The organism is Fusibacter sp. (assembly GCF_057447755.1).
The window spans coordinates 179962-196949 of the sequence record NZ_JBVBZF010000001.1; the positions used below are offsets into that span (position 1 = coordinate 179962).

The 16988-nt window shown below is 35.8% G+C and carries 44 protein-coding genes; 12 read left to right on the top strand and 32 right to left on the bottom strand.

What is annotated here, in order from left to right:
* Window positions 1–57: 57 nt before the first annotated feature.
* From AC220I_RS01245 to AC220I_RS01400, 32 genes are all read right to left on the bottom strand, one after another.
* The gene (locus AC220I_RS01245) at window positions 58–357 is read right to left on the bottom strand and encodes a hypothetical protein (protein ID WP_486722015.1); all 300 of its coding nucleotides are present in this window, start codon (window positions 355–357) and stop codon (window positions 58–60) included.
* 256 nt (window positions 358–613) lie between these two features.
* On the bottom strand, window positions 614–868 hold the full coding sequence (locus AC220I_RS01250) for a hypothetical protein (protein WP_486722016.1): 255 nt from the start codon (window positions 866–868) through the stop codon (window positions 614–616).
* Between the two features lie 83 nt (window positions 869–951).
* Entirely contained in the window at window positions 952–1200 is a 249-nt protein-coding gene (locus AC220I_RS01255) for a hypothetical protein (protein WP_486722017.1), read from the bottom strand.
* Entirely contained in the window at window positions 1193–1318 is a 126-nt protein-coding gene (locus AC220I_RS01260) for a hypothetical protein (RefSeq protein ID WP_486722018.1), read from the bottom strand. The genes AC220I_RS01255 and AC220I_RS01260 overlap by 8 nt, the downstream gene beginning before the upstream one ends.
* Before the next feature lies 1 nt (window position 1319).
* Entirely contained in the window at window positions 1320–1487 is a 168-nt protein-coding gene (locus AC220I_RS01265) for a hypothetical protein (RefSeq protein ID WP_486722019.1), read from the bottom strand.
* A 167-nt stretch (window positions 1488–1654) separates the two neighbouring features.
* A complete protein-coding gene (locus AC220I_RS01270; RefSeq protein ID WP_486722020.1) occupies window positions 1655–2194 on the bottom strand; it encodes a protein kinase family protein in 540 nt (179 codons plus the stop codon).
* A gap of 62 nt (window positions 2195–2256) precedes the next feature.
* Entirely contained in the window at window positions 2257–2724 is a 468-nt protein-coding gene (locus AC220I_RS01275) for a hypothetical protein (RefSeq protein ID WP_486722021.1), read from the bottom strand.
* A 273-nt stretch (window positions 2725–2997) separates the two neighbouring features.
* Window positions 2998–3612, bottom strand: coding sequence for a hypothetical protein (locus AC220I_RS01280; RefSeq protein ID WP_486722022.1), 615 nt, complete (start codon window positions 3610–3612; stop codon window positions 2998–3000).
* A 61-nt stretch (window positions 3613–3673) separates the two neighbouring features.
* Window positions 3674–4189, bottom strand: coding sequence for a hypothetical protein (locus tag AC220I_RS01285; protein WP_486722023.1), 516 nt, complete (start codon window positions 4187–4189; stop codon window positions 3674–3676).
* 70 nt (window positions 4190–4259) lie between these two features.
* Window positions 4260–4640, bottom strand: coding sequence for a hypothetical protein (locus tag AC220I_RS01290; protein WP_486722024.1), 381 nt, complete (start codon window positions 4638–4640; stop codon window positions 4260–4262).
* Between the two features lie 64 nt (window positions 4641–4704).
* The gene (locus AC220I_RS01295) at window positions 4705–4938 is read right to left on the bottom strand and encodes a hypothetical protein (RefSeq protein ID WP_486722025.1); all 234 of its coding nucleotides are present in this window, start codon (window positions 4936–4938) and stop codon (window positions 4705–4707) included.
* Window positions 4938–5156: a hypothetical protein gene (locus tag AC220I_RS01300; RefSeq protein ID WP_486722026.1), complete on the bottom strand. Its 219-nt coding sequence runs from the start codon at window positions 5154–5156 to the stop codon at window positions 4938–4940. The genes AC220I_RS01295 and AC220I_RS01300 overlap by 1 nt, the downstream gene beginning before the upstream one ends.
* A 65-nt stretch (window positions 5157–5221) precedes the next feature.
* Window positions 5222–5536, bottom strand: coding sequence for a hypothetical protein (locus AC220I_RS01305; RefSeq protein WP_486722027.1), 315 nt, complete (start codon window positions 5534–5536; stop codon window positions 5222–5224).
* A 179-nt stretch (window positions 5537–5715) separates the two neighbouring features.
* Entirely contained in the window at window positions 5716–5955 is a 240-nt protein-coding gene (locus AC220I_RS01310) for a hypothetical protein (RefSeq protein ID WP_486722028.1), read from the bottom strand.
* Window positions 5955–6119 carry a hypothetical protein gene (locus AC220I_RS01315; protein WP_486722029.1) on the bottom strand — a complete coding sequence of 55 codons (165 nt, stop codon included), beginning with the start codon at window positions 6117–6119 and terminating at the stop codon, window positions 5955–5957. Before AC220I_RS01315 ends, AC220I_RS01310 begins: the two co-directional genes overlap by 1 nt.
* A 128-nt stretch (window positions 6120–6247) precedes the next feature.
* On the bottom strand, window positions 6248–6466 hold the full coding sequence (locus AC220I_RS01320; RefSeq protein ID WP_486722030.1) for a hypothetical protein: 219 nt from the start codon (window positions 6464–6466) through the stop codon (window positions 6248–6250).
* Window positions 6467–6613 carry a hypothetical protein gene (locus tag AC220I_RS01325; protein ID WP_486722031.1) on the bottom strand — a complete coding sequence of 49 codons (147 nt, stop codon included), beginning with the start codon at window positions 6611–6613 and terminating at the stop codon, window positions 6467–6469.
* A 125-nt stretch (window positions 6614–6738) separates the two neighbouring features.
* Window positions 6739–7386, bottom strand: coding sequence for a hypothetical protein (locus tag AC220I_RS01330; protein WP_486722032.1), 648 nt, complete (start codon window positions 7384–7386; stop codon window positions 6739–6741).
* Window positions 7387–7518: 132 nt separating this feature from the next.
* Window positions 7519–7755 (bottom strand): hypothetical protein, encoded by a 237-nt coding sequence (locus AC220I_RS01335; RefSeq protein ID WP_486722033.1) that lies wholly within the window; start codon window positions 7753–7755, stop codon window positions 7519–7521.
* On the bottom strand, window positions 7755–7940 hold the full coding sequence (locus AC220I_RS01340; RefSeq protein WP_486722034.1) for a hypothetical protein: 186 nt from the start codon (window positions 7938–7940) through the stop codon (window positions 7755–7757). Before AC220I_RS01340 ends, AC220I_RS01335 begins: the two co-directional genes overlap by 1 nt.
* A 163-nt stretch (window positions 7941–8103) precedes the next feature.
* The gene (locus AC220I_RS01345) at window positions 8104–8316 is read right to left on the bottom strand and encodes a hypothetical protein (protein WP_486722035.1); all 213 of its coding nucleotides are present in this window, start codon (window positions 8314–8316) and stop codon (window positions 8104–8106) included.
* A 29-nt stretch (window positions 8317–8345) separates the two neighbouring features.
* A complete protein-coding gene (locus tag AC220I_RS01350) occupies window positions 8346–8564 on the bottom strand; it encodes a hypothetical protein (protein ID WP_486722036.1) in 219 nt (72 codons plus the stop codon).
* Window position 8565: 1 nt separating this feature from the next.
* Window positions 8566–8829 (bottom strand): hypothetical protein, encoded by a 264-nt coding sequence (locus AC220I_RS01355; protein ID WP_486722037.1) that lies wholly within the window; start codon window positions 8827–8829, stop codon window positions 8566–8568.
* A gap of 57 nt (window positions 8830–8886) precedes the next feature.
* Window positions 8887–9051, bottom strand: coding sequence for a hypothetical protein (locus tag AC220I_RS01360; protein ID WP_486722038.1), 165 nt, complete (start codon window positions 9049–9051; stop codon window positions 8887–8889).
* Between the two features lie 116 nt (window positions 9052–9167).
* Window positions 9168–9335 (bottom strand): hypothetical protein, encoded by a 168-nt coding sequence (locus tag AC220I_RS01365; protein WP_486722039.1) that lies wholly within the window; start codon window positions 9333–9335, stop codon window positions 9168–9170.
* Window positions 9336–9349: 14 nt separating this feature from the next.
* Window positions 9350–9535 (bottom strand): hypothetical protein, encoded by a 186-nt coding sequence (locus AC220I_RS01370; RefSeq protein WP_486722040.1) that lies wholly within the window; start codon window positions 9533–9535, stop codon window positions 9350–9352.
* Entirely contained in the window at window positions 9532–9801 is a 270-nt protein-coding gene (locus tag AC220I_RS01375; protein ID WP_486722041.1) for a hypothetical protein, read from the bottom strand. The genes AC220I_RS01370 and AC220I_RS01375 overlap by 4 nt, the downstream gene beginning before the upstream one ends.
* A gap of 1 nt (window position 9802) precedes the next feature.
* Complete coding sequence (locus AC220I_RS01380) at window positions 9803–10246, bottom strand: DUF6011 domain-containing protein (RefSeq protein ID WP_486722042.1); 444 nt, start codon at window positions 10244–10246, stop codon at window positions 9803–9805.
* Window positions 10247–10334: 88 nt separating this feature from the next.
* Window positions 10335–10811 carry a hypothetical protein gene (locus AC220I_RS01385; RefSeq protein WP_486722043.1) on the bottom strand — a complete coding sequence of 159 codons (477 nt, stop codon included), beginning with the start codon at window positions 10809–10811 and terminating at the stop codon, window positions 10335–10337.
* Window positions 10812–10820: 9 nt separating this feature from the next.
* Complete coding sequence (locus AC220I_RS01390) at window positions 10821–11165, bottom strand: hypothetical protein (RefSeq protein WP_486722044.1); 345 nt, start codon at window positions 11163–11165, stop codon at window positions 10821–10823.
* A gap of 58 nt (window positions 11166–11223) precedes the next feature.
* Window positions 11224–11508: a hypothetical protein gene (locus AC220I_RS01395; RefSeq protein WP_486722045.1), complete on the bottom strand. Its 285-nt coding sequence runs from the start codon at window positions 11506–11508 to the stop codon at window positions 11224–11226.
* Between the two features lie 222 nt (window positions 11509–11730).
* The gene (locus AC220I_RS01400) at window positions 11731–11910 is read right to left on the bottom strand and encodes a hypothetical protein (RefSeq protein WP_486722046.1); all 180 of its coding nucleotides are present in this window, start codon (window positions 11908–11910) and stop codon (window positions 11731–11733) included.
* Between the two features lie 291 nt (window positions 11911–12201).
* Between AC220I_RS01400 and AC220I_RS01405 the strand changes: the two genes are divergently transcribed.
* The 12 genes from AC220I_RS01405 to AC220I_RS01460 all read left to right on the top strand — a co-directional run bounded on the left by AC220I_RS01405 (window position 12202) and on the right by AC220I_RS01460 (window position 16886).
* A complete protein-coding gene (locus AC220I_RS01405; protein ID WP_486722047.1) occupies window positions 12202–12399 on the top strand; it encodes a hypothetical protein in 198 nt (65 codons plus the stop codon).
* 7 nt (window positions 12400–12406) lie between these two features.
* A complete protein-coding gene (locus AC220I_RS01410; protein ID WP_486722048.1) occupies window positions 12407–12592 on the top strand; it encodes a hypothetical protein in 186 nt (61 codons plus the stop codon).
* 214 nt (window positions 12593–12806) lie between these two features.
* Window positions 12807–12998 (top strand): hypothetical protein, encoded by a 192-nt coding sequence (locus AC220I_RS01415; RefSeq protein WP_486722049.1) that lies wholly within the window; start codon window positions 12807–12809, stop codon window positions 12996–12998.
* 55 nt (window positions 12999–13053) lie between these two features.
* Window positions 13054–13311 (top strand): hypothetical protein, encoded by a 258-nt coding sequence (locus AC220I_RS01420; RefSeq protein ID WP_486722050.1) that lies wholly within the window; start codon window positions 13054–13056, stop codon window positions 13309–13311.
* Window positions 13312–13684: 373 nt separating this feature from the next.
* Entirely contained in the window at window positions 13685–14035 is a 351-nt protein-coding gene (locus tag AC220I_RS01425; protein ID WP_486722051.1) for a hypothetical protein, read from the top strand.
* The gene (locus AC220I_RS01430; protein ID WP_486722052.1) at window positions 14032–14379 is read left to right on the top strand and encodes a hypothetical protein; all 348 of its coding nucleotides are present in this window, start codon (window positions 14032–14034) and stop codon (window positions 14377–14379) included. Before AC220I_RS01425 ends, AC220I_RS01430 begins: the two co-directional genes overlap by 4 nt.
* The gene (locus AC220I_RS01435) at window positions 14376–14723 is read left to right on the top strand and encodes a hypothetical protein (RefSeq protein ID WP_486722053.1); all 348 of its coding nucleotides are present in this window, start codon (window positions 14376–14378) and stop codon (window positions 14721–14723) included. Before AC220I_RS01430 ends, AC220I_RS01435 begins: the two co-directional genes overlap by 4 nt.
* A 41-nt stretch (window positions 14724–14764) precedes the next feature.
* On the top strand, window positions 14765–15061 hold the full coding sequence (locus AC220I_RS01440) for a hypothetical protein (protein WP_486722054.1): 297 nt from the start codon (window positions 14765–14767) through the stop codon (window positions 15059–15061).
* The gene (locus AC220I_RS01445) at window positions 15058–15447 is read left to right on the top strand and encodes a hypothetical protein (protein WP_486722055.1); all 390 of its coding nucleotides are present in this window, start codon (window positions 15058–15060) and stop codon (window positions 15445–15447) included. Before AC220I_RS01440 ends, AC220I_RS01445 begins: the two co-directional genes overlap by 4 nt.
* The gene (locus AC220I_RS01450) at window positions 15444–15842 is read left to right on the top strand and encodes a hypothetical protein (RefSeq protein ID WP_486722056.1); all 399 of its coding nucleotides are present in this window, start codon (window positions 15444–15446) and stop codon (window positions 15840–15842) included. Before AC220I_RS01445 ends, AC220I_RS01450 begins: the two co-directional genes overlap by 4 nt.
* Before the next feature lie 172 nt (window positions 15843–16014).
* Complete coding sequence (locus AC220I_RS01455; RefSeq protein WP_486722057.1) at window positions 16015–16446, top strand: hypothetical protein; 432 nt, start codon at window positions 16015–16017, stop codon at window positions 16444–16446.
* Between the two features lie 176 nt (window positions 16447–16622).
* Entirely contained in the window at window positions 16623–16886 is a 264-nt protein-coding gene (locus tag AC220I_RS01460) for a hypothetical protein (RefSeq protein WP_486722058.1), read from the top strand.
* Window positions 16887–16988 lie beyond the last annotated feature (102 nt).

Sequence of the window (16988 nt, forward strand, 5' to 3'; positions counted from 1 at the left end):
TTCTTATTCATGAATTCGAACATCCATGTTCTCGAATGTATGGTAATACCAAATTACTTACAATCCTAATTTTCGAACACAATTACCCATACCTTCTACTTCTCTCATGTGAAGAATGGTATTTTCGATACCTTCATATTCTGCATCACCACCATCATTGTTATAGTTAGCAACTGATTGTTTTACAAACTGTTTCCAATCATCAATGATAAAGTTTGTTACTTTTACATCAGTTTCCATGTCAATGAATTGAATAATTCGAAACTCTCCAATGTAATTAACACCCAAATATTTTCCTTCTTCAGCGTATGCATCGTTCGTTCCTTCGATTCGTTTTAAAAATGTTTCAAGATTCATACTTGTTCTCCTGTTTGATATCCATATACTATAGATTATATCACCCTATTAATCAACTAGTCCATAGTCGTGTTAGACCAACAAACCATCGTACATTAATAAAGGTCTGTTCCAAGTCAATAACATTACTGTTATCAGGTGGATAACACCTTTCATGTGATCTCTCACAACGTGGTCTAAAAATTCGTTCAGGTGGAAATTGTATTAGTAACATGCGATATTCCTGTATTGTATGAGTCACTCATATAGGGGTGGACTAGCCAGTAGTCCACCGTTTGAAGTCTTCTTCGCTGATTGGAATAAGTTTCTTTTTCTTGAAAGCATTTACAAACTCGATAGCATTATTGTAACGTTCCATTGCCTCCCTTGCCGAATTCAAACCATCTTCATGGAAGGCATAATAAATCAGTTCATCAATGTCATCAAGAACACCAAGACCAGCCAAACCTTCTTCAACAAACTCAGCGAGTAGTTCGGAATTTACTTTGGTGCCAAGAAGTTCAAGTCTCATAATTTGTTTCCTGTTTTGTTAATTGATAGGGTTATATTACTATAACCCTATTGGACTGTCAACTAGTCTTTTTCAGGAGGCAACTAAGAATCGTTTCCTACTCCAAGAGTGTATTCGAACTCAACACCCTCACCAAGAACTTCAACAATTGGAGAATCAATATCGATACACTCAACAGTTTCAGGATCTGACCACCCATCTTCATCACAATATTCATATGACATGTTTGACAAAAGATCAGAAATTTTGTCACATTGATTCTCTGTTATGTCATCGGACAAAACATACCAACCATTGTAACGGTGTTGGAATATAATATCTAATTTAACCATTTCGAAGTACCTTTACAGCCCAACGTTTTGGAGCGTCCGTTCCTAAGTCGATGAATTTGTAATGTTCCTCTCTTTTTGCAAATTTCTTTGCTTCATCGCGTGTACGAAAATAAAACATATTATTTCTCCTCTACTTCAACCCAATCATCATACTCATCAGCATAGATTGGAAAGATATTTTTCTGATCTACATCTTCGGCCATTACATGTTGCCAACAATCACCTTCTTCGACAACTTTTGCAATAACACCAATGTAGCGTTCTTGATAAACTTTACCAACTTCCACATTCTTCTCCTGTTTTGTTAATTGATAGGGTTATAATACTATAGCCCAAATTAGGAGACAACTCAATTATCGTTTGGAGCAAGATGGGGGGTTTGTAGCACGAAAATGAAGTGCTACACCAAAGAATAATAATACTGCAAAACCAATAAGATAACTCATAAGTCCTCCTATGCGACAGGATCAGTTATGACTAATTGTCCATTCTTACGGACCATGATATTATCATCATGAATATCAAGATCATACCGATGTTTTTTGAGTACAGAATTAACTTCAAGAAGTTGCTTACTGGCGCGTTTTGTAAACATGCCTTCCATCACTTTAACTGCATCATTATCGCAAATGAATGATTCCATTATACTTGCAGTAGTCCAAGCACTCTTTGGACGTTGAAGTCTTTCCATCTCTACAACCATATATGGACTGTCTGTACCTTTGCGATAGACTTTAATTGAAAATATTTTGGGAAAGAAAGGATTTTTTGGATACTTTGACGCTCTGGACAAATATTGTAGATAACGTTCGTTTCCATACTCATCTGCACGACCTATTTTAACTGCACGTGCCCTATTGCCGTACACAGTAGCAAATGCTCCTTCACCAAGTTGTTTCATATTACGTTTTTTACATAAATCTTTTTCGAATTGAGTTCGTGATACGTTTGTCTTCTGAATCTCAAACTTAGTACCTGAGACTTTAGCCGTCATAACTTTTTTCCTGTAAAAGAGTTGATTGGGTTACTTTACTATAACCCAATCAAAATGTCAACTTATTCTTCTTCGTCCTTCATGAATTCATCAAAGTCTTCCACTTCTTCCATTTCGACTTGTTCGAGTTTTGGAACTTGAACAATAAACTCATGTTCATCACTTTCAACAATAAGTTCATATTCATCTTCGTCCAACGTAACTTCCTTCACTTTTCCTTCAGCATACCAGTTTCCGTTTATTTCAACAGTAACTCGATCTCCTTTAACAATTTCAGTTGGACGTTCAAGTACTTTGTAATGAATCCAACCTACATCCGTTTCCCATTCAAAATATTCGTCCGAATGTTTTGTCCATTGACCACCAAACCACTTGTTTGTATTGATCATTTCATCATATTCTTTCTTGTCATTTTCAAAACAACTTTCAAGAATATAATCGGACAATGAAGTGTGTTTTGTATCAACTACACTTTCCTCATGAGAATCATATCCCATATCTTCATAATGTTCAGTTATTAAAATTTTCAAAATTAATCTCCTGTTTGATTATTCTATTATTATCACCCTAAATGAATAAAAAATCAACAAAGAAAAAGGTCAGATATTTCTACCTGACCTCTTCAATATGAATATGATAAGGACCTTCACTAACTAAATCATAAAACTTCATTAATTTATCTCCTGTTTGATTATTCTAATATTATCACCCTAAATGAATAAAATGACAACAAAAAAAGAGGCCCATATCAAAGGACGATATGGGCCATAAATGCTCCTCTCAAAGAGGAGCTTCACAGGATATTATAAACTTTCATATAATTTAATTAATTCTTCACCTTGTTCACCATTGTAATTCTCAATGGCATTTTGATGGAATCGTACACTAATACCAGCTCCTCTTCCATAATGAGAAAACATAATACTTCCTAATTCGAAGATCCAACAAGTATCTACTTCCATTTCCAAGTTACACAACCATTCATTAAATTGTTCCTCTTCATCCATGCTATCCATCTCTTCACAATACTCATTCCATTCTTCTTCATCACAGAAGTCCTCTTCCGTTAGTTTTCCACTTTCTAACCATGCTTCATGCAACTGTTGTTCAGTTTCTCCTTGATAAGTTACTGTTCCTACGTAACTTCCTAATCCCAAATGTTCCTTAAAAAATTCCCTATAACCTTCATTCAATGTAAGTACTTGTTTTCCTCTTTCTTCTCCATCGCATGGAGCCAAACAACCATCAAGGAAAGGAAACGCATGTACTGCATCCTTATCCCAAGGACGAGCATAGGACAACTGATAATTAACTAAATCAGTCATTTCTTTTTCCTTTTCATTCCACCACAACTCTTCCTTTTCAGCATCTTCGAATTTGGGCAAGGAATGGATTCGATTCATAATATTCCAAAACATATATTTCTCCTGTGATTGTTAAACAGGGTTATAATACTATAACCCTATTGGACTGTCAACATTAGAATTGTATATCATTATCTTGAAGTAACTTCAAAATCTTTTCCATCCTTTCTGCATCACCAGTCAACTTTATTTCCAACTTATTGAAACGATTGACTGAAAGTGGACTCCATTCATACTCACCATACTTCTTATTCAGTTCCTTCATAGAATTATATGCAGATTTGGATTGTTTCCGTTCTTGTTCACGTTTACGATCACGACGTACAATTCCATCGAGTTCTTCAACAATTGCAGTACAGATCTTGTCAAAATTGAAAGTACCATCTTTTTTCTGACGAAAAGTTCGTGGTCGAATATCATTCATTATACCACCAACTTTAATCGTCGTATGTAACTTTCCTGCATCAAAATGGTAGAAAGAACGACGAGGACCTTCGATTTCGATCTGTAATCCTTCTACATTACAGTATCTGTTTCTTGTTTCACAAACTGAATGATTGTTTTGAACAACCAGACCTGTCTGAAGAAAAACTTCATTGGCCAATTGTTGTTCAATTTCACTTAAATTCATTGAATACTCCTGTGTTGTTTGAACTGATAGGGTTATATTACTATAACCCTATTGGACTGTCAACTGGACTTTATTCGAGACCTAACATCTTGATATTGTTAGTGGAAAACTTGTACCGAGAACCATCCTCACGTTTTGCAATGATGGGGTACTTGCGACTTTTTGGTTTGATGTCACAAATCGTGTACTTATTCAAACCTTGAACAAAAGTCTTTCCAAAGTCCTCGGGTTCAAATCCATACAGACGACAATATTTGTCCCAATTCCGTTTTAATACGTCATCACCTGAACCAGTCGCAACCGACAGCGTGACACGAAAGTCTGTTGGTGAAAATGTAATGTTACCTAAACTTGCAGTAAGTCCATGTTTCTGTAAGGCACTCGCTAAGGTGCGCTCAAGCAACGAACGAATATTTTTGAGGTTTGATTTGTCGAATCTTTCGATAGCCACAATTAGTCTCCTGTGTTGTTTTAAATGATAGGGTCATTATCTCAGACCCTATCTGGAATGTCAACTAGACTTTGACTGGATGCATGACCAATTTAACGATCTTTAACTTCTTGAGTTTGCACAACTTATTCTTTCGTTCTTTCAATTTGTTTTCAAATTGGACTAACTTCCGTTGGATGGCCTCAAGAGTATTGGCAGAACCAGACTTTCTTGGTATGTGGTCAGTTTGGAGCCAACCCATATCCGAATAGACGAATGTGGATTCGTTTGATGCATCAACAATAGTGAAAATTTGCATTACCAACAATCTCCTGCAGATTCAATCGTTTCTGTTTCACCACCAATGTATTCACCATCAAAACCATTATCGTTTCGTAAATGAAGTTCGGTGTAACCATTTGGATTTCGAACAATTTTAGTTATACAACCACTTTGTTCAATATCACACTTAAATTCAACCCAGTCACCGAGAGTTACTCGACGACCATCGTTAACTGTTGTACTTGATAATAACATTTTGTTTCCTGTGTTGTTTTAAATGATAGGGTTATATTACTATAACCCTATCGGACTGTCAACTGTTACAAGCGACGTCTTTTCTTGCGACTTGTTTGTACCGCTTTCGTTACAGAATCAGCAATTCCTTTAAACCGTACTTTCAAATGGCGAGGATTGTCGTGGCCATAATAGTTGGTGTAACGTCTTGAAAGATATGCTTTGTCAACTGAAGGATCTTTGTTCAAAAGTTCGATAACATCAAGTTTTTCTTGAAGATCCAAACCTGCATATACTTTGTATACAGCGTCACCATTGACACCATCTGCAAAATACTGATAAATTTGACGTTCTGGATTAACTGCGGTAATTGCAGTACGAATAAGACCAATTCGTGTCATATATGTTCTCCTGTATTGTTAACATTTTAATATTATCTTATTATATGACCCAATAGTCAACTGTTGACTTGTAACGAGTCCTATGAGATAATCGAAATATTCTTTGAAAAGTGATCATTTTGATCAATGACCAATTTGACCACTTTATTCGATATTCCGAATATGAGAATGGAATTGGATTATGTGGGGAAGTCGATATCACCAATACCAATATCAGATATACCCACACTCATGCCAATATCATCATCCAATACATCTTCTGCCGAATATAGGATTGTTTGCTGAATGGCATCATCATCATCTTGAAGAAATGATTTTAACTCTTCAAGTTTTTCTTCAGATACTTCACCATACAGACAGAGATTAACTGTCATAACAATGACATGTGGATCTTGATCATAATCACGTTCAGTTGACATTATACACCTTCCTGACCCATAATGTCAGCAATCTGTTGTTGACCAAGATGTTTGTAAGCGTCCGCAATAAGACTGGGTGGAATGTCAGACATCTCAGACTGAATCTCACTAAGTGAGAGTCCATTCGTCATATAATATTCGACATCGATAAGTATGGATTTCATTTTAGCCATTTCGATCTCCTGTTGTTAATACGTTTATAATAGCTGATTATAACCCTAAAGACAACGCTTCCATGCGTTCTCTTTTCCCAGACATATCAGTATATTACGTAATGTATGAGTCACTCATACTATACTTGACTTATGATAAACATTTCATCTTCACATGACCATCCCCACAACCACTCTTCAGTTTGTGTAAGATAATCATTAACCATTTTAAGATGATTTGGATGAGGATCAATACCTCTTGCCAAACAATATGCATGAGCAGGACTGTCAGCTTCTACACGTTTGGAACTGGGATTGTGTGTATATAAATCAACATCTATAACTAGATAAGCAGCCATTTACTTACTTCCCAGACCACGAATTAGTGACACTTCATCAACATAACCACATTTGGTGGGACGTTTCTTGAAGAAAGATAAGACCAGTAAAGTTGCACCACTACCCATCATTGCAGATATGATACACAAAATAATTAATTCATTCATGATTTGTCTCCTGTATTGTTATAGATATTATCACCCTATTAGATTTGGAAGACAACAGAAAAAAAGAACCCCCATCAAAAGAAGTGATGGGGGTTATAAAAGACTCTTATCGAGTCGTACAGGAGTTAATCGAGTAATTCCTTGACGAAATCAATTGCGTCCTTGACATCGCCATCATATTTTGGTTTTAAACTGAATGTACCCACTACATTCAACAAGTTAAGTAGATCCTTCTTAGTCTTCGCATCAAACGCTTGATCCAAAGATCGATCCGAAACAACACGTCGGTCCACACCAGTTTGCATCTCGATGAAGTCATCGGGAACATGTCCATCCAATAACTCACCAACTGTTGCCAACAAATCTTCGTCCTGTGCGTACGCAGGATTAATGATGAAGGTTGTGGTCACATCACTTACCACATCATATGGTATTCCATGTTTGTCCAAAAGATTAACTTCATCCTCACTTAAAGTAGAACGAGTGGATCTTTTCTTTAACTCACAACTTGCGAAGGAGTTATTATCGAATCCTTTGAAGTTCTTTGGACGAACGTGTTTCTTTAATCCTTCAGTTGCAAAGATGTCCTTCATCTGATCCTTCACATCCGCTTCCACAGTTTTCTTCATTGCTTCCAATGATTTCATAACTGCATCGATGGCTGCGATTGTATCGAGTTCATCTATTGCAAATTCAGGTTTTGCATTTTTCTTGCCTCCTTTCGCGACCGTTTTAGTCGCTTTGTCCTTCGCTTTGGCAAACATATTACCCATTTCTTTATCTCCTGTTTTATTGATAAGATAGGTTAATTATACCCTATTTTGAGTTGGAGTCAACTGTTATTTCGAAATTCGAAATCCTCTTTCAAAACAACCTTCCGTTTCAGTTACTTCAATTTTAGGGTTTTATACTAGTTTAAAAGCTCCGTTCTTTTGCTCTCTGTAATACTGTTGATTTCCGCTAGGGTAGGTGAATACAACATGCAAATATTTTGTGTGAATAAGCCCGTTGCGGATAGTAACCTTTCTTTTTACCAAAACGCTAACACCGTTATCAATTTCGAAATTATGAGCATCAAGACTGTTTCCGATGAGGCTAGATAAGTAATCAAAAGTAACTTCGCTAGCTTTTAATTTCTCCATTAGCCTTCCCTCTCAATCATAATAAGAATCTGATCAAGGACTTCGTCACCGATTGGTTCATCGGCGTAGTCAGGATGGAATCTTGCATTAATTGCGTCACGAATGGCAACAATATCTTCACCATCGTCCCATCGTTTATTCATTCGTTCATTTAGAATTTCTTGTGGTGACTTTTGTTCCGACATAAATTTTTCCTGTACATTATTAAAATGCACTTTTGTTGAAAAGTGCGAAAACTGTCAGTCTCTTACACTGAGCGGAGAACCAAGTACTTACGCGAATTGGTTGTACGTTACGTCTTTGTAAACATTTTCCATGCTTCTATCATCCCCTAATGAATTAAGGAGATCAACTTAATTTTGATTTCTTAATGTTCGCTTTATCCATAAAGACTGTTGAATCTTCCTCACCGTTAACTATATAAGATTCAGGATTTTTGAAGAGTTTCATGTTCCTTTCTGGTTCATCACAATTATGTTTTTCAACATAATCATCGACAAATTCCTTTAAAGTTTTCTTAGTGGTGTACTCTTCAACTTCAGTCCCATAGTATCCAGCCATACCATAACCACTTTTAATTACAAGAACTTTCATGACAAAAACCCATTTACATAATCGTCCTGTTCAGCCCAGAAATCTTCATCACGAACATCATGTTCCGTAATTGTTTCATCTTGGTGAGAAAGATAGAAAAGAGTTTTCTGATTCTCATCCAAAACATGAAAGATTTCACGTTCAGTTTCAACTTCACAACCAAGATCTGGATCGAACTTGGTTGCTACGAGTTGTACAAAATCATTGTGTATCATTTTACTCACCAAATGAATAATTGATGTTCAGGAAACACCGTTTTATAGGACTTCCATCAAAGTCATCAACAATTGTTTGATCCATATCATCCACAATTTCCATTGAATCAACATCGATCGTAATTCCATCCAACAACTCTTCATCCGTTTCAAACCCATCAGAATCCGTAAAGGTTCCAATAACTGTTTGATTGGGTGGGAGTGACTCTAATTCCTTGATTGCTTCTTGGAAGGCCATAATTAGAGCTTGTACCTCAAGTGCCATTCTTTTTCTCCTGTACGAAATTTTTTAGACGTCCTTGTCGTGTTACCAATCCAACTATTAAACTTTGTTAACGTTGGTGTAGTAGAAGGAATGTGCACCAGCTTCGGTCATTTCCAAAGTCCGCATGATTTCTTTCTTCATTTGTGCAGGTGTACGACCTTTTGCCTTACCACGACGGATGATGGTTTGGGTACGTTCGGTTTTGGTTTTACGTTTTGCCATTTTGGATTACTCCTAGTAGTGTGTTGATAAATTTGGTTAATGTTTTCTTAACCGTTGAATATATAATAGTCAGTTTCAGGGTCCAAGTCAACGATTAATTCGACTCAATTTGGTCGTTAGAACCTGCCTTTAACCCAACATTTTTCGGCAGGTTTTGTGATGACGATTGTGTCCGTTAAACGAATACGTGCAATACGTCGATTAAACGTATTTGTATACACAGAAAGCAAGATCCCTTCGCCACCTTCAAAACATACTGTCTGATCCGTATAATCAGACGTCACTCCCATTACACCTTTCATTGTTTATCCTCTATAATCAAGAAGTTACATGGCTCATTCCCTTCACCATCCTCTTTGCCAATCCAACCAGCCTCGAATCTCCATGCCTGATCGTTTAATGATGCTTGTTCAATTAACTCATCACATTCCTCATCAGTGATGGACTGATGAGGATGATTTCTACAAAACACGTACGCTCTCATTTTGGTACCACCAATGCACGTTCGTGGTCAATAGATCCATTATCAGCACCTATTACAACATATAAACATTCATTTAAGAATTCGAAGTAGTTAACATATAACCCTTCTTCAACATCATAATCGAAGTTCTCATGTTGAAATTCAAAAACACGTTCGTGAAAACGATCTCCTGCTTCAAACTTTGTGTTTGAAGGAAAGTTTTGATACCACCGAGTTACACAAAGTAACTCGGAATATTTGTCTCGATCAATACGAATAGTTTTCATCTTAACTCCTCTTTCTACATTCAGGTCCAATACCTAATTCAATACTTTCAGGATTTGTTAACTTTCTTGCACAACGACAGCACTTACCTTCGTGCCAGAACTGTACTGTGTCAGGTAGGTTCTTGTTGTTCAAAAAATGCATTAACAACCAAACAATTGTCTTCTGTGAAGGTGCATCTTTGGATACACGAGATTTCTTTCCAATAGCATAACTTAATTTGCCATCGTTATTCCAGAACTGACCCAAGTAAGTATACTGATCATCTCCACCAGATAGTACTCTGACGAAGTATGGGATGTTCTTTCCACGATTGTTCTTTGGTGAGCTAACATGATATGTTAGATGTGAATCTGCAATTGTATTCTTCAAAGTGAAGTAAGAATTGCCACCAAACACGAACTGTTTGATGTCAGAAATTTGTTTGATTTGGTTTGGATGTGACATGTTTGATCTCCTGTGATAAATCATTCAATAGGGTTATATTACTATAACCCTATCAGGAGATCAACTGTTTTTAGACTATTTGTTGGACTTAAAAATCTTGTCCACCGACCATAGCATAAATGTTATCTATGGCAACTGCGTCCATCTTCCTTAAAAGCTCCATAATGAATTCTTCCTTTTCCAACGACTCCCATCCATTGATAGCCTTTTGAATCTTCTTCAGTTTTTTGTCCATATTCTTTCGATTCTTTGCAAATTTTGCTTCCTCTTTCCGTTCAATCTCTTCCTCGTATTCAATCTCTTCCAAACGAGATTCAATATGACCTTGAATGTACTCAATGATACTTGCTTTGTATTGTTTGAAATGCAACACTTCTGCTGCAAATTCAAAACTAAGATACAGAAATTCTACTTCCAGTTCATCATTAATCAGAACTGTTAAGCAGATTTCACCATCGTCCTTCCAGTTCTCAAGAATTTTGACACTCTTGAGTTTACGTGGAGTATCAATTTTTTGATAAGGAACTAAGTCCTCTCGTGACATGTCATACCAATTTTGTGCCATTTTGTTCTCCTACTTCATTACAAACGTGTAACGAGCGTCCATTTTTCCTTTCATTTCTTCCTGAATTTGACCATCAATTACAGTCAAAACACCTTCAATTTCAAGACGTTTATTCTTGTCTCTGTAACCATTTCCAGTATCAACTGTATAGGTTGTTTTGTCTCCTGCTTGGACACCATAATCACTACGACAACCAATAATGAAGACAGGAACTTTTCTGTCTCCAAAATGATCCAAGTGTCGTTGTGCAATAACGATGGTACAATCTGGTTCGTCTTTACAGATTTTCTTGAGACCCAACTTTCGACCTGAAGTAGTCAAGTGGTAGGCCTTCATAATGTAGAATTGTGACATTTCTTTCTCCTGTATGATTTAGGGTTATTATATAATAACCCTATTCAGTAGTCAACAATTATTCTGTTCCTTCAGCAGGACAAGGAGTAAACATGAATAACTCTTCCAGACACGTGACAATTTCGTAGTAACGTTCTGGTTGATTGTCATCAATATCAACTCCGTTCGTTAATGCTTCGTACATCAAACAACGATAAAATTCAGGACTTTCCTGACACTTTTGTTTGACGTTATTAATATCGTTTTCATAATAACGATATACACGAATTGCAACACGAGCATGTGTAAGTGATCCATCATCAAGGAATGGAGCAGTTACATGTTGTGAGTTTAAAGTAGACATTATTTGTTCTCCTGTATTAATGTCTCTCTATAATAGACTATATAACCCTCCAAATCAACTGTTGACTTAGTCACCCTAATTTGCTATAATATACTTCACGACTGCAGGGAAGTCGTCAGAAGTGTCAGCGATACGGTCGGGCTTGGTCGGTGGAACGCTGGGGTGAGCGCGTGACCATATTCGAATATTCGAATATTAAAAGGTCATCCTTGACCTTTTATTTTAATCATCAACAGATGAATCAATATCCACACCATCTTGTTCAAAATACATATCGACTACTTCCTCTGTAACTTCATCTAAGTACTGAACTAATTTGTTTCCAATCTCATTAAGTTCTTCCTCAGTAGTATCATCATGAACACCCAATGATAACTTGATTGTAATGTAACCTGATTTCATAATATTTCACTCTCTTTTGTTAATAGATGAATATAGTTTAAAGGTTCCAAATTAATCAAAATACTAAAGAATCTTTAGTTGACTTTCCATTCATGAAGGGTGATAATATATGCACAATCTGAAGAAATGATGCCGCATACAAATGGTCTAGGGCCCAGACCAGAGGACGAGGTGGCAGTGGGGAACTATGGGGATAAACATTAGCAAATACGAATATTCGAATATATCTGTTGACTTTAGACTAGTTCTATGAGATGATATACAAGTTCGAATTATAGGAGAGAAAAGTCCATGTCCACATTAAACCTACTTAACCACAAATACGTAACTTCGGATATTCGTATACCAACACTTACTGATGTGTATACACCTGAGTACGTCGTTGTGTTAACAGACGGACTTGGGCGACTCGAAGAGGAGCAGTTGGAAAAGTTGAAACAAATCAACCAACTTTCACCTGTTGACTTTAGGGTTAAGGATCTGAGATAATATAATCATGGATACTCTATTACAAGCTTACAGTACACATTCTGGTCTCCTTATACATGAGGAGTACTTCGACGATCGTGATTTTCATGGTATGATGAATTTCATGAATCATTATGATAACGAAAACTTTACAATCAAATCAGAACGAGTCTCACCACTTGATCCGATATACAGTTTTACAACAAATCAATAAGTTACGAACTCGATTTCGTACAGGAATAAGAATTTAGTGTTGTGGACAAACTCCACAACCATTTTGGGAATTACTATGAGGTGCGACGTCCTATGAGATCCAAACGTTCACGTAAATTTCACCCTGAGACCATTATAGTCATACTAGTCCTAATCTTACTGACTATACTCTCATACTACATAGACTATGAGTCACTCATATAAGGTAACCACATATGTCAAATAACATACACTTATTAATTCCGAAAGGAAAAGTAATAAAGGAACAATCCGAATTGTCAGACATTGCAATGACAATCGGTGATTTAATCTTAATGGCAAAGGAGTCAAACCATCCATTAAAGAGTCAAGTCCTCATTGAGGCGTCCGACGCAATTACAAAATTAATCGGATCAGAAGCGAAATAGTTATAGACGAGAGTAGTCTAACTGACGGTACTCTCACGACCAAAGGAGTCCAACAGTGTCTAACATTGTCCCTTTAATTCCAAAGGACCACCTCGTAGTTCCAAAGTCTCTCATACAGGAGTCGTTGGATGCGATACACTTGTCAGCTCAATCAATGAAGCTCCTCCTGGAGGGTGATTCACAGTTGACCGTTAATGAGATATCTGATAAAATGGTTGCTAATATGCAATCAGTAACGGAGGTAGCTTGGAAGTTAGTCAGAACGCTAGAAAGTATGAGTCACTCATCTAGCCCATCCCCAGACCAAGAATAGTTCGAAATATTGTACAGAGACGGAATCTGAAAGGGTTTAAGATGTACGAATGGTTTGGAGGTTATGGATTTGAGGGATGGGATTGGAAGGGCATAGAGACGTGCTAATACCTAGACAAAAATTTCCAAACGCTTTTTCGTCTGACGTTTACCTAATAACTGCCAATACGCAACATTATTCACTATGATACACATTACTCCCTACTTTACATTACCTGGACTTATCGTCATTTTCTCGCTAATTTTTGCACTAATCATGTTAACGTCCACGTTGTCATTCAAAGCAACAATCATAACGTTTCTAGTCGTTTACTTTGCTGGATGGTTTGCTCATTTCCTAATTCGTATGAGTCACTCATACAGAGAGAAGTAGCATGTACAGTAAGAAATCTATGCGTTATATCTTATTAGAATGTAAAAAGGCTGGATTTGAATTAACCTTTGAAGTTGAGGCTGGACATATATCGTTTTATTGCAAACATCCTGTATATAAAAAATATACCTTTAAGTATGGTTGTTCATTAAGTGATGTCAATCAACATAATAAAATAGTTGTTGCACGAATAACCACTGAATGTGGAAAAATTTTTGCTCTTTTGGTTCGTATTAATACAGAGTCTGAGTATGCTGTAGAACAAATATTGAACAATCCAGATGTAATTAAGTGGATTAATGAACCGACTGCTGAACAACAAAGATTACATAGATTAAAGTGGGAATTATGAATGTTTTAATAAATGTTTACAAAGAGTTAGCGAACAATAATATTAATCTGAATATGGTTGTGAAAGATCGTGAAACTACATTTGCTCATGTTTCATTTTATACCTTATCTGGTGTTGAACTAACATCCTTTGTGATTCATTTTGATGATTGGAAACAAAACTATAATAAGAGATGGGAATCATTATTGAAGTATCTAAGAGAAACTATCATGAACATTGAAAGATTAAATTCGGATGAACAATATGCACTGAGAGCAATGCATTATAGTGATAAAATTCTATTATTAGTTGATAATCCTAGTCAGACATTGATTCGAACACACAAGTTGAAGTGGGAATTATGAATTTTGATAACTTTAAACACAAACTGGTAAATTCTGGAATTGAAGTTATTAGTATTAACCAAATGCGGAGCAAAAAAGGAGGATTGTCCGACAATTATGCTATACGAATTCGGATGAAGGATCATTGGTGGGAAACTACTTGGTTTTCCTGTGAGGAATTATTGTATCAAACATCAGTACAGATAGAACACCAATTCAAAACTTTACGACCAATGTTTGAACGATTAGATATCGATCCAGCCTATGCAAATGAAGTAATTAAGCAATCAGTTCGAGGTATTGCTTTTATTCGGCATCCAACTGAAGCCCATAAACGATTATACAAATTGGTTTGGCATTTATGAAATTTACTGATAAACTAAATTATGATTAAAGAAGATCAAACATGAGATATGAACAAAGACCTTTTGATGAAAAGTTTATGTTGACCATGCAAGGTATGGAGAACATTCTGTACTTCATATGTGATCACTATAATATAAACTATAGCACCATTCCAAAATTGACAGTGGAAGACCATACAATGTATGTAGATTGTTCTTCTTGGTTTGAGTTTATTGATCATCATATGACACCAAATATTGCTAAGTTGTTGGTTCATGAATATCCTTATGGAATATATGTTGTGGATGATCCAAGTGAGGGGTTAATTAGACAGCACAAAATAAGGTGGGAAGTGTGAAAAAAGCAGAAAAAACCACTGAAATGTTACGGTTATTGGGAAAGATAAACAATGAACTAGATGGAATGGATCTTCCATATTGGGGACAACTTGTAATGGGAAACTCTCCAGGACGAGATGGTTGGCCTATCATTTGGTTCCGTGATAAAACATTCTTGTTCCGACAAGGAATACACGAAGATACATGGGAACCAAATGATAAATTTGCTATACGATTCGAATTACTAGTTAATCATTTAAAGGATACTGATAATTGGGTTAAACGATTGAATGCTGATAACGAATTTGCTATTAGCACCATACAAACCACAAGTGTTGCTTATTCATACATTGAAAAACCAACCGCTGAAATGACAAGATTATTTAAACTGAAGTGGAAATTATGAACATCAAAATTGAAACAATATCTCCAGATCTTAAACCACGTTTGGAAGAGATTGCTAATCAAATCATTGAACGGTCTAATCATAGATTCAAACTTATTATTGTAGATTTAGTTCCTACTAAGGAAATACTATTTAATTTTTATAATGTTTCAGATACAATCGATTTTGAATTTAATTATGTTGTAAAATATAACAAAGTTGTAAATCGCAATTTACGAGATACAGTAAGAGAAGTAACTGATGACCTTGATATTGATCATCAGTATTACACAAGAATCAACAGTTTACCTGATTATGCAGAAAACCAAGTAAAACAACACAAGGTAGCAATATCTTGGATTTACAAACCCTCCCCTAAACTGTTGAGATTACATAAGTTAATTCATCGATTATAAGTTGACCTTAATATGTGTATGGGTGATAATATCTATATTCAATAGAGGTTATCCATATGACAATATTTGTAATTCTTTCATTAATAATTTTTATTCCATTATTGGTTTGGGACGATACAAGACGTTCTAAACCACAATTACTTAAGTGTAAAGTAAAAGTACTGGAACGAAAATGACATCACTTCATCCAACCAAAGTACTTGAAACTGTTGAAGCATTGGTAAATGATATCAATGGTTTTTGTCGTGTACAAGAATTAGGATGGACTATTGACTTAGATTCAATTGAAGACAGTTCATCAAAACCAATGGGTTCCATCATGGTTCCCAAAAATTGTTTGAACATGAGATTCAAATGTCGTCATCCTGATATTTGGACATGGATAGACTATGCTGGTACATATGATTTGTGGGAACATGATTTTGAACTATCAGTTCAAACTTTTCTTAGTGCAATCAATAGACGTAAAGAATGGATTATACAGCTGAATACTGATGAAATTTTTGCAATTGGACAAATTGAAAAAGCCCGAAGTTTTTACAAATATATCCAATATCCAAGCAAAAAATTAACAAGAGCTTATAAGCTACGGTGGACATTATGATTGCTTCTTTGGAAGTATTAAAAGGATCATGTTCTGGCAAGGCTTTGGTATATTATTGAAATTAACGCTAGTACTGAATCGTCTTTATCTGCTATTATATCAGGAAAACACAATTTTGAGTTGATTGAAAATCCTACAGAGCAAATGAAAAGATTACATAAAATAAAGTGGGAAGTATGAAGGTACGGTCAAATCTAATAACATTTTTAACATGGCAAGTAGCAGGTTCTGATATTAGAACTGGTGCTGATATTCTTATGCATAATGATCCAACTGTGATTTTAAGCATGCAAGATAGAAAGGAATTGATTAAAGAATTTTTAGAGTGTGAAATTGATTTAATTTATGAAGTAATTCCACATGTTAGATCCAGTATTGATTGGGTTATTGATCCAACCGAAAGAGCAAAAAGATTATGGAACTTGACTTGGAAACTATAAGTAATGTACAGATGATGCTTGATAAAATCAAGCACTTGAACGGGTACATAGATTGAAATGGACATTATAAATCGACGGGTTAGATTAGGGGTACGATCAAGT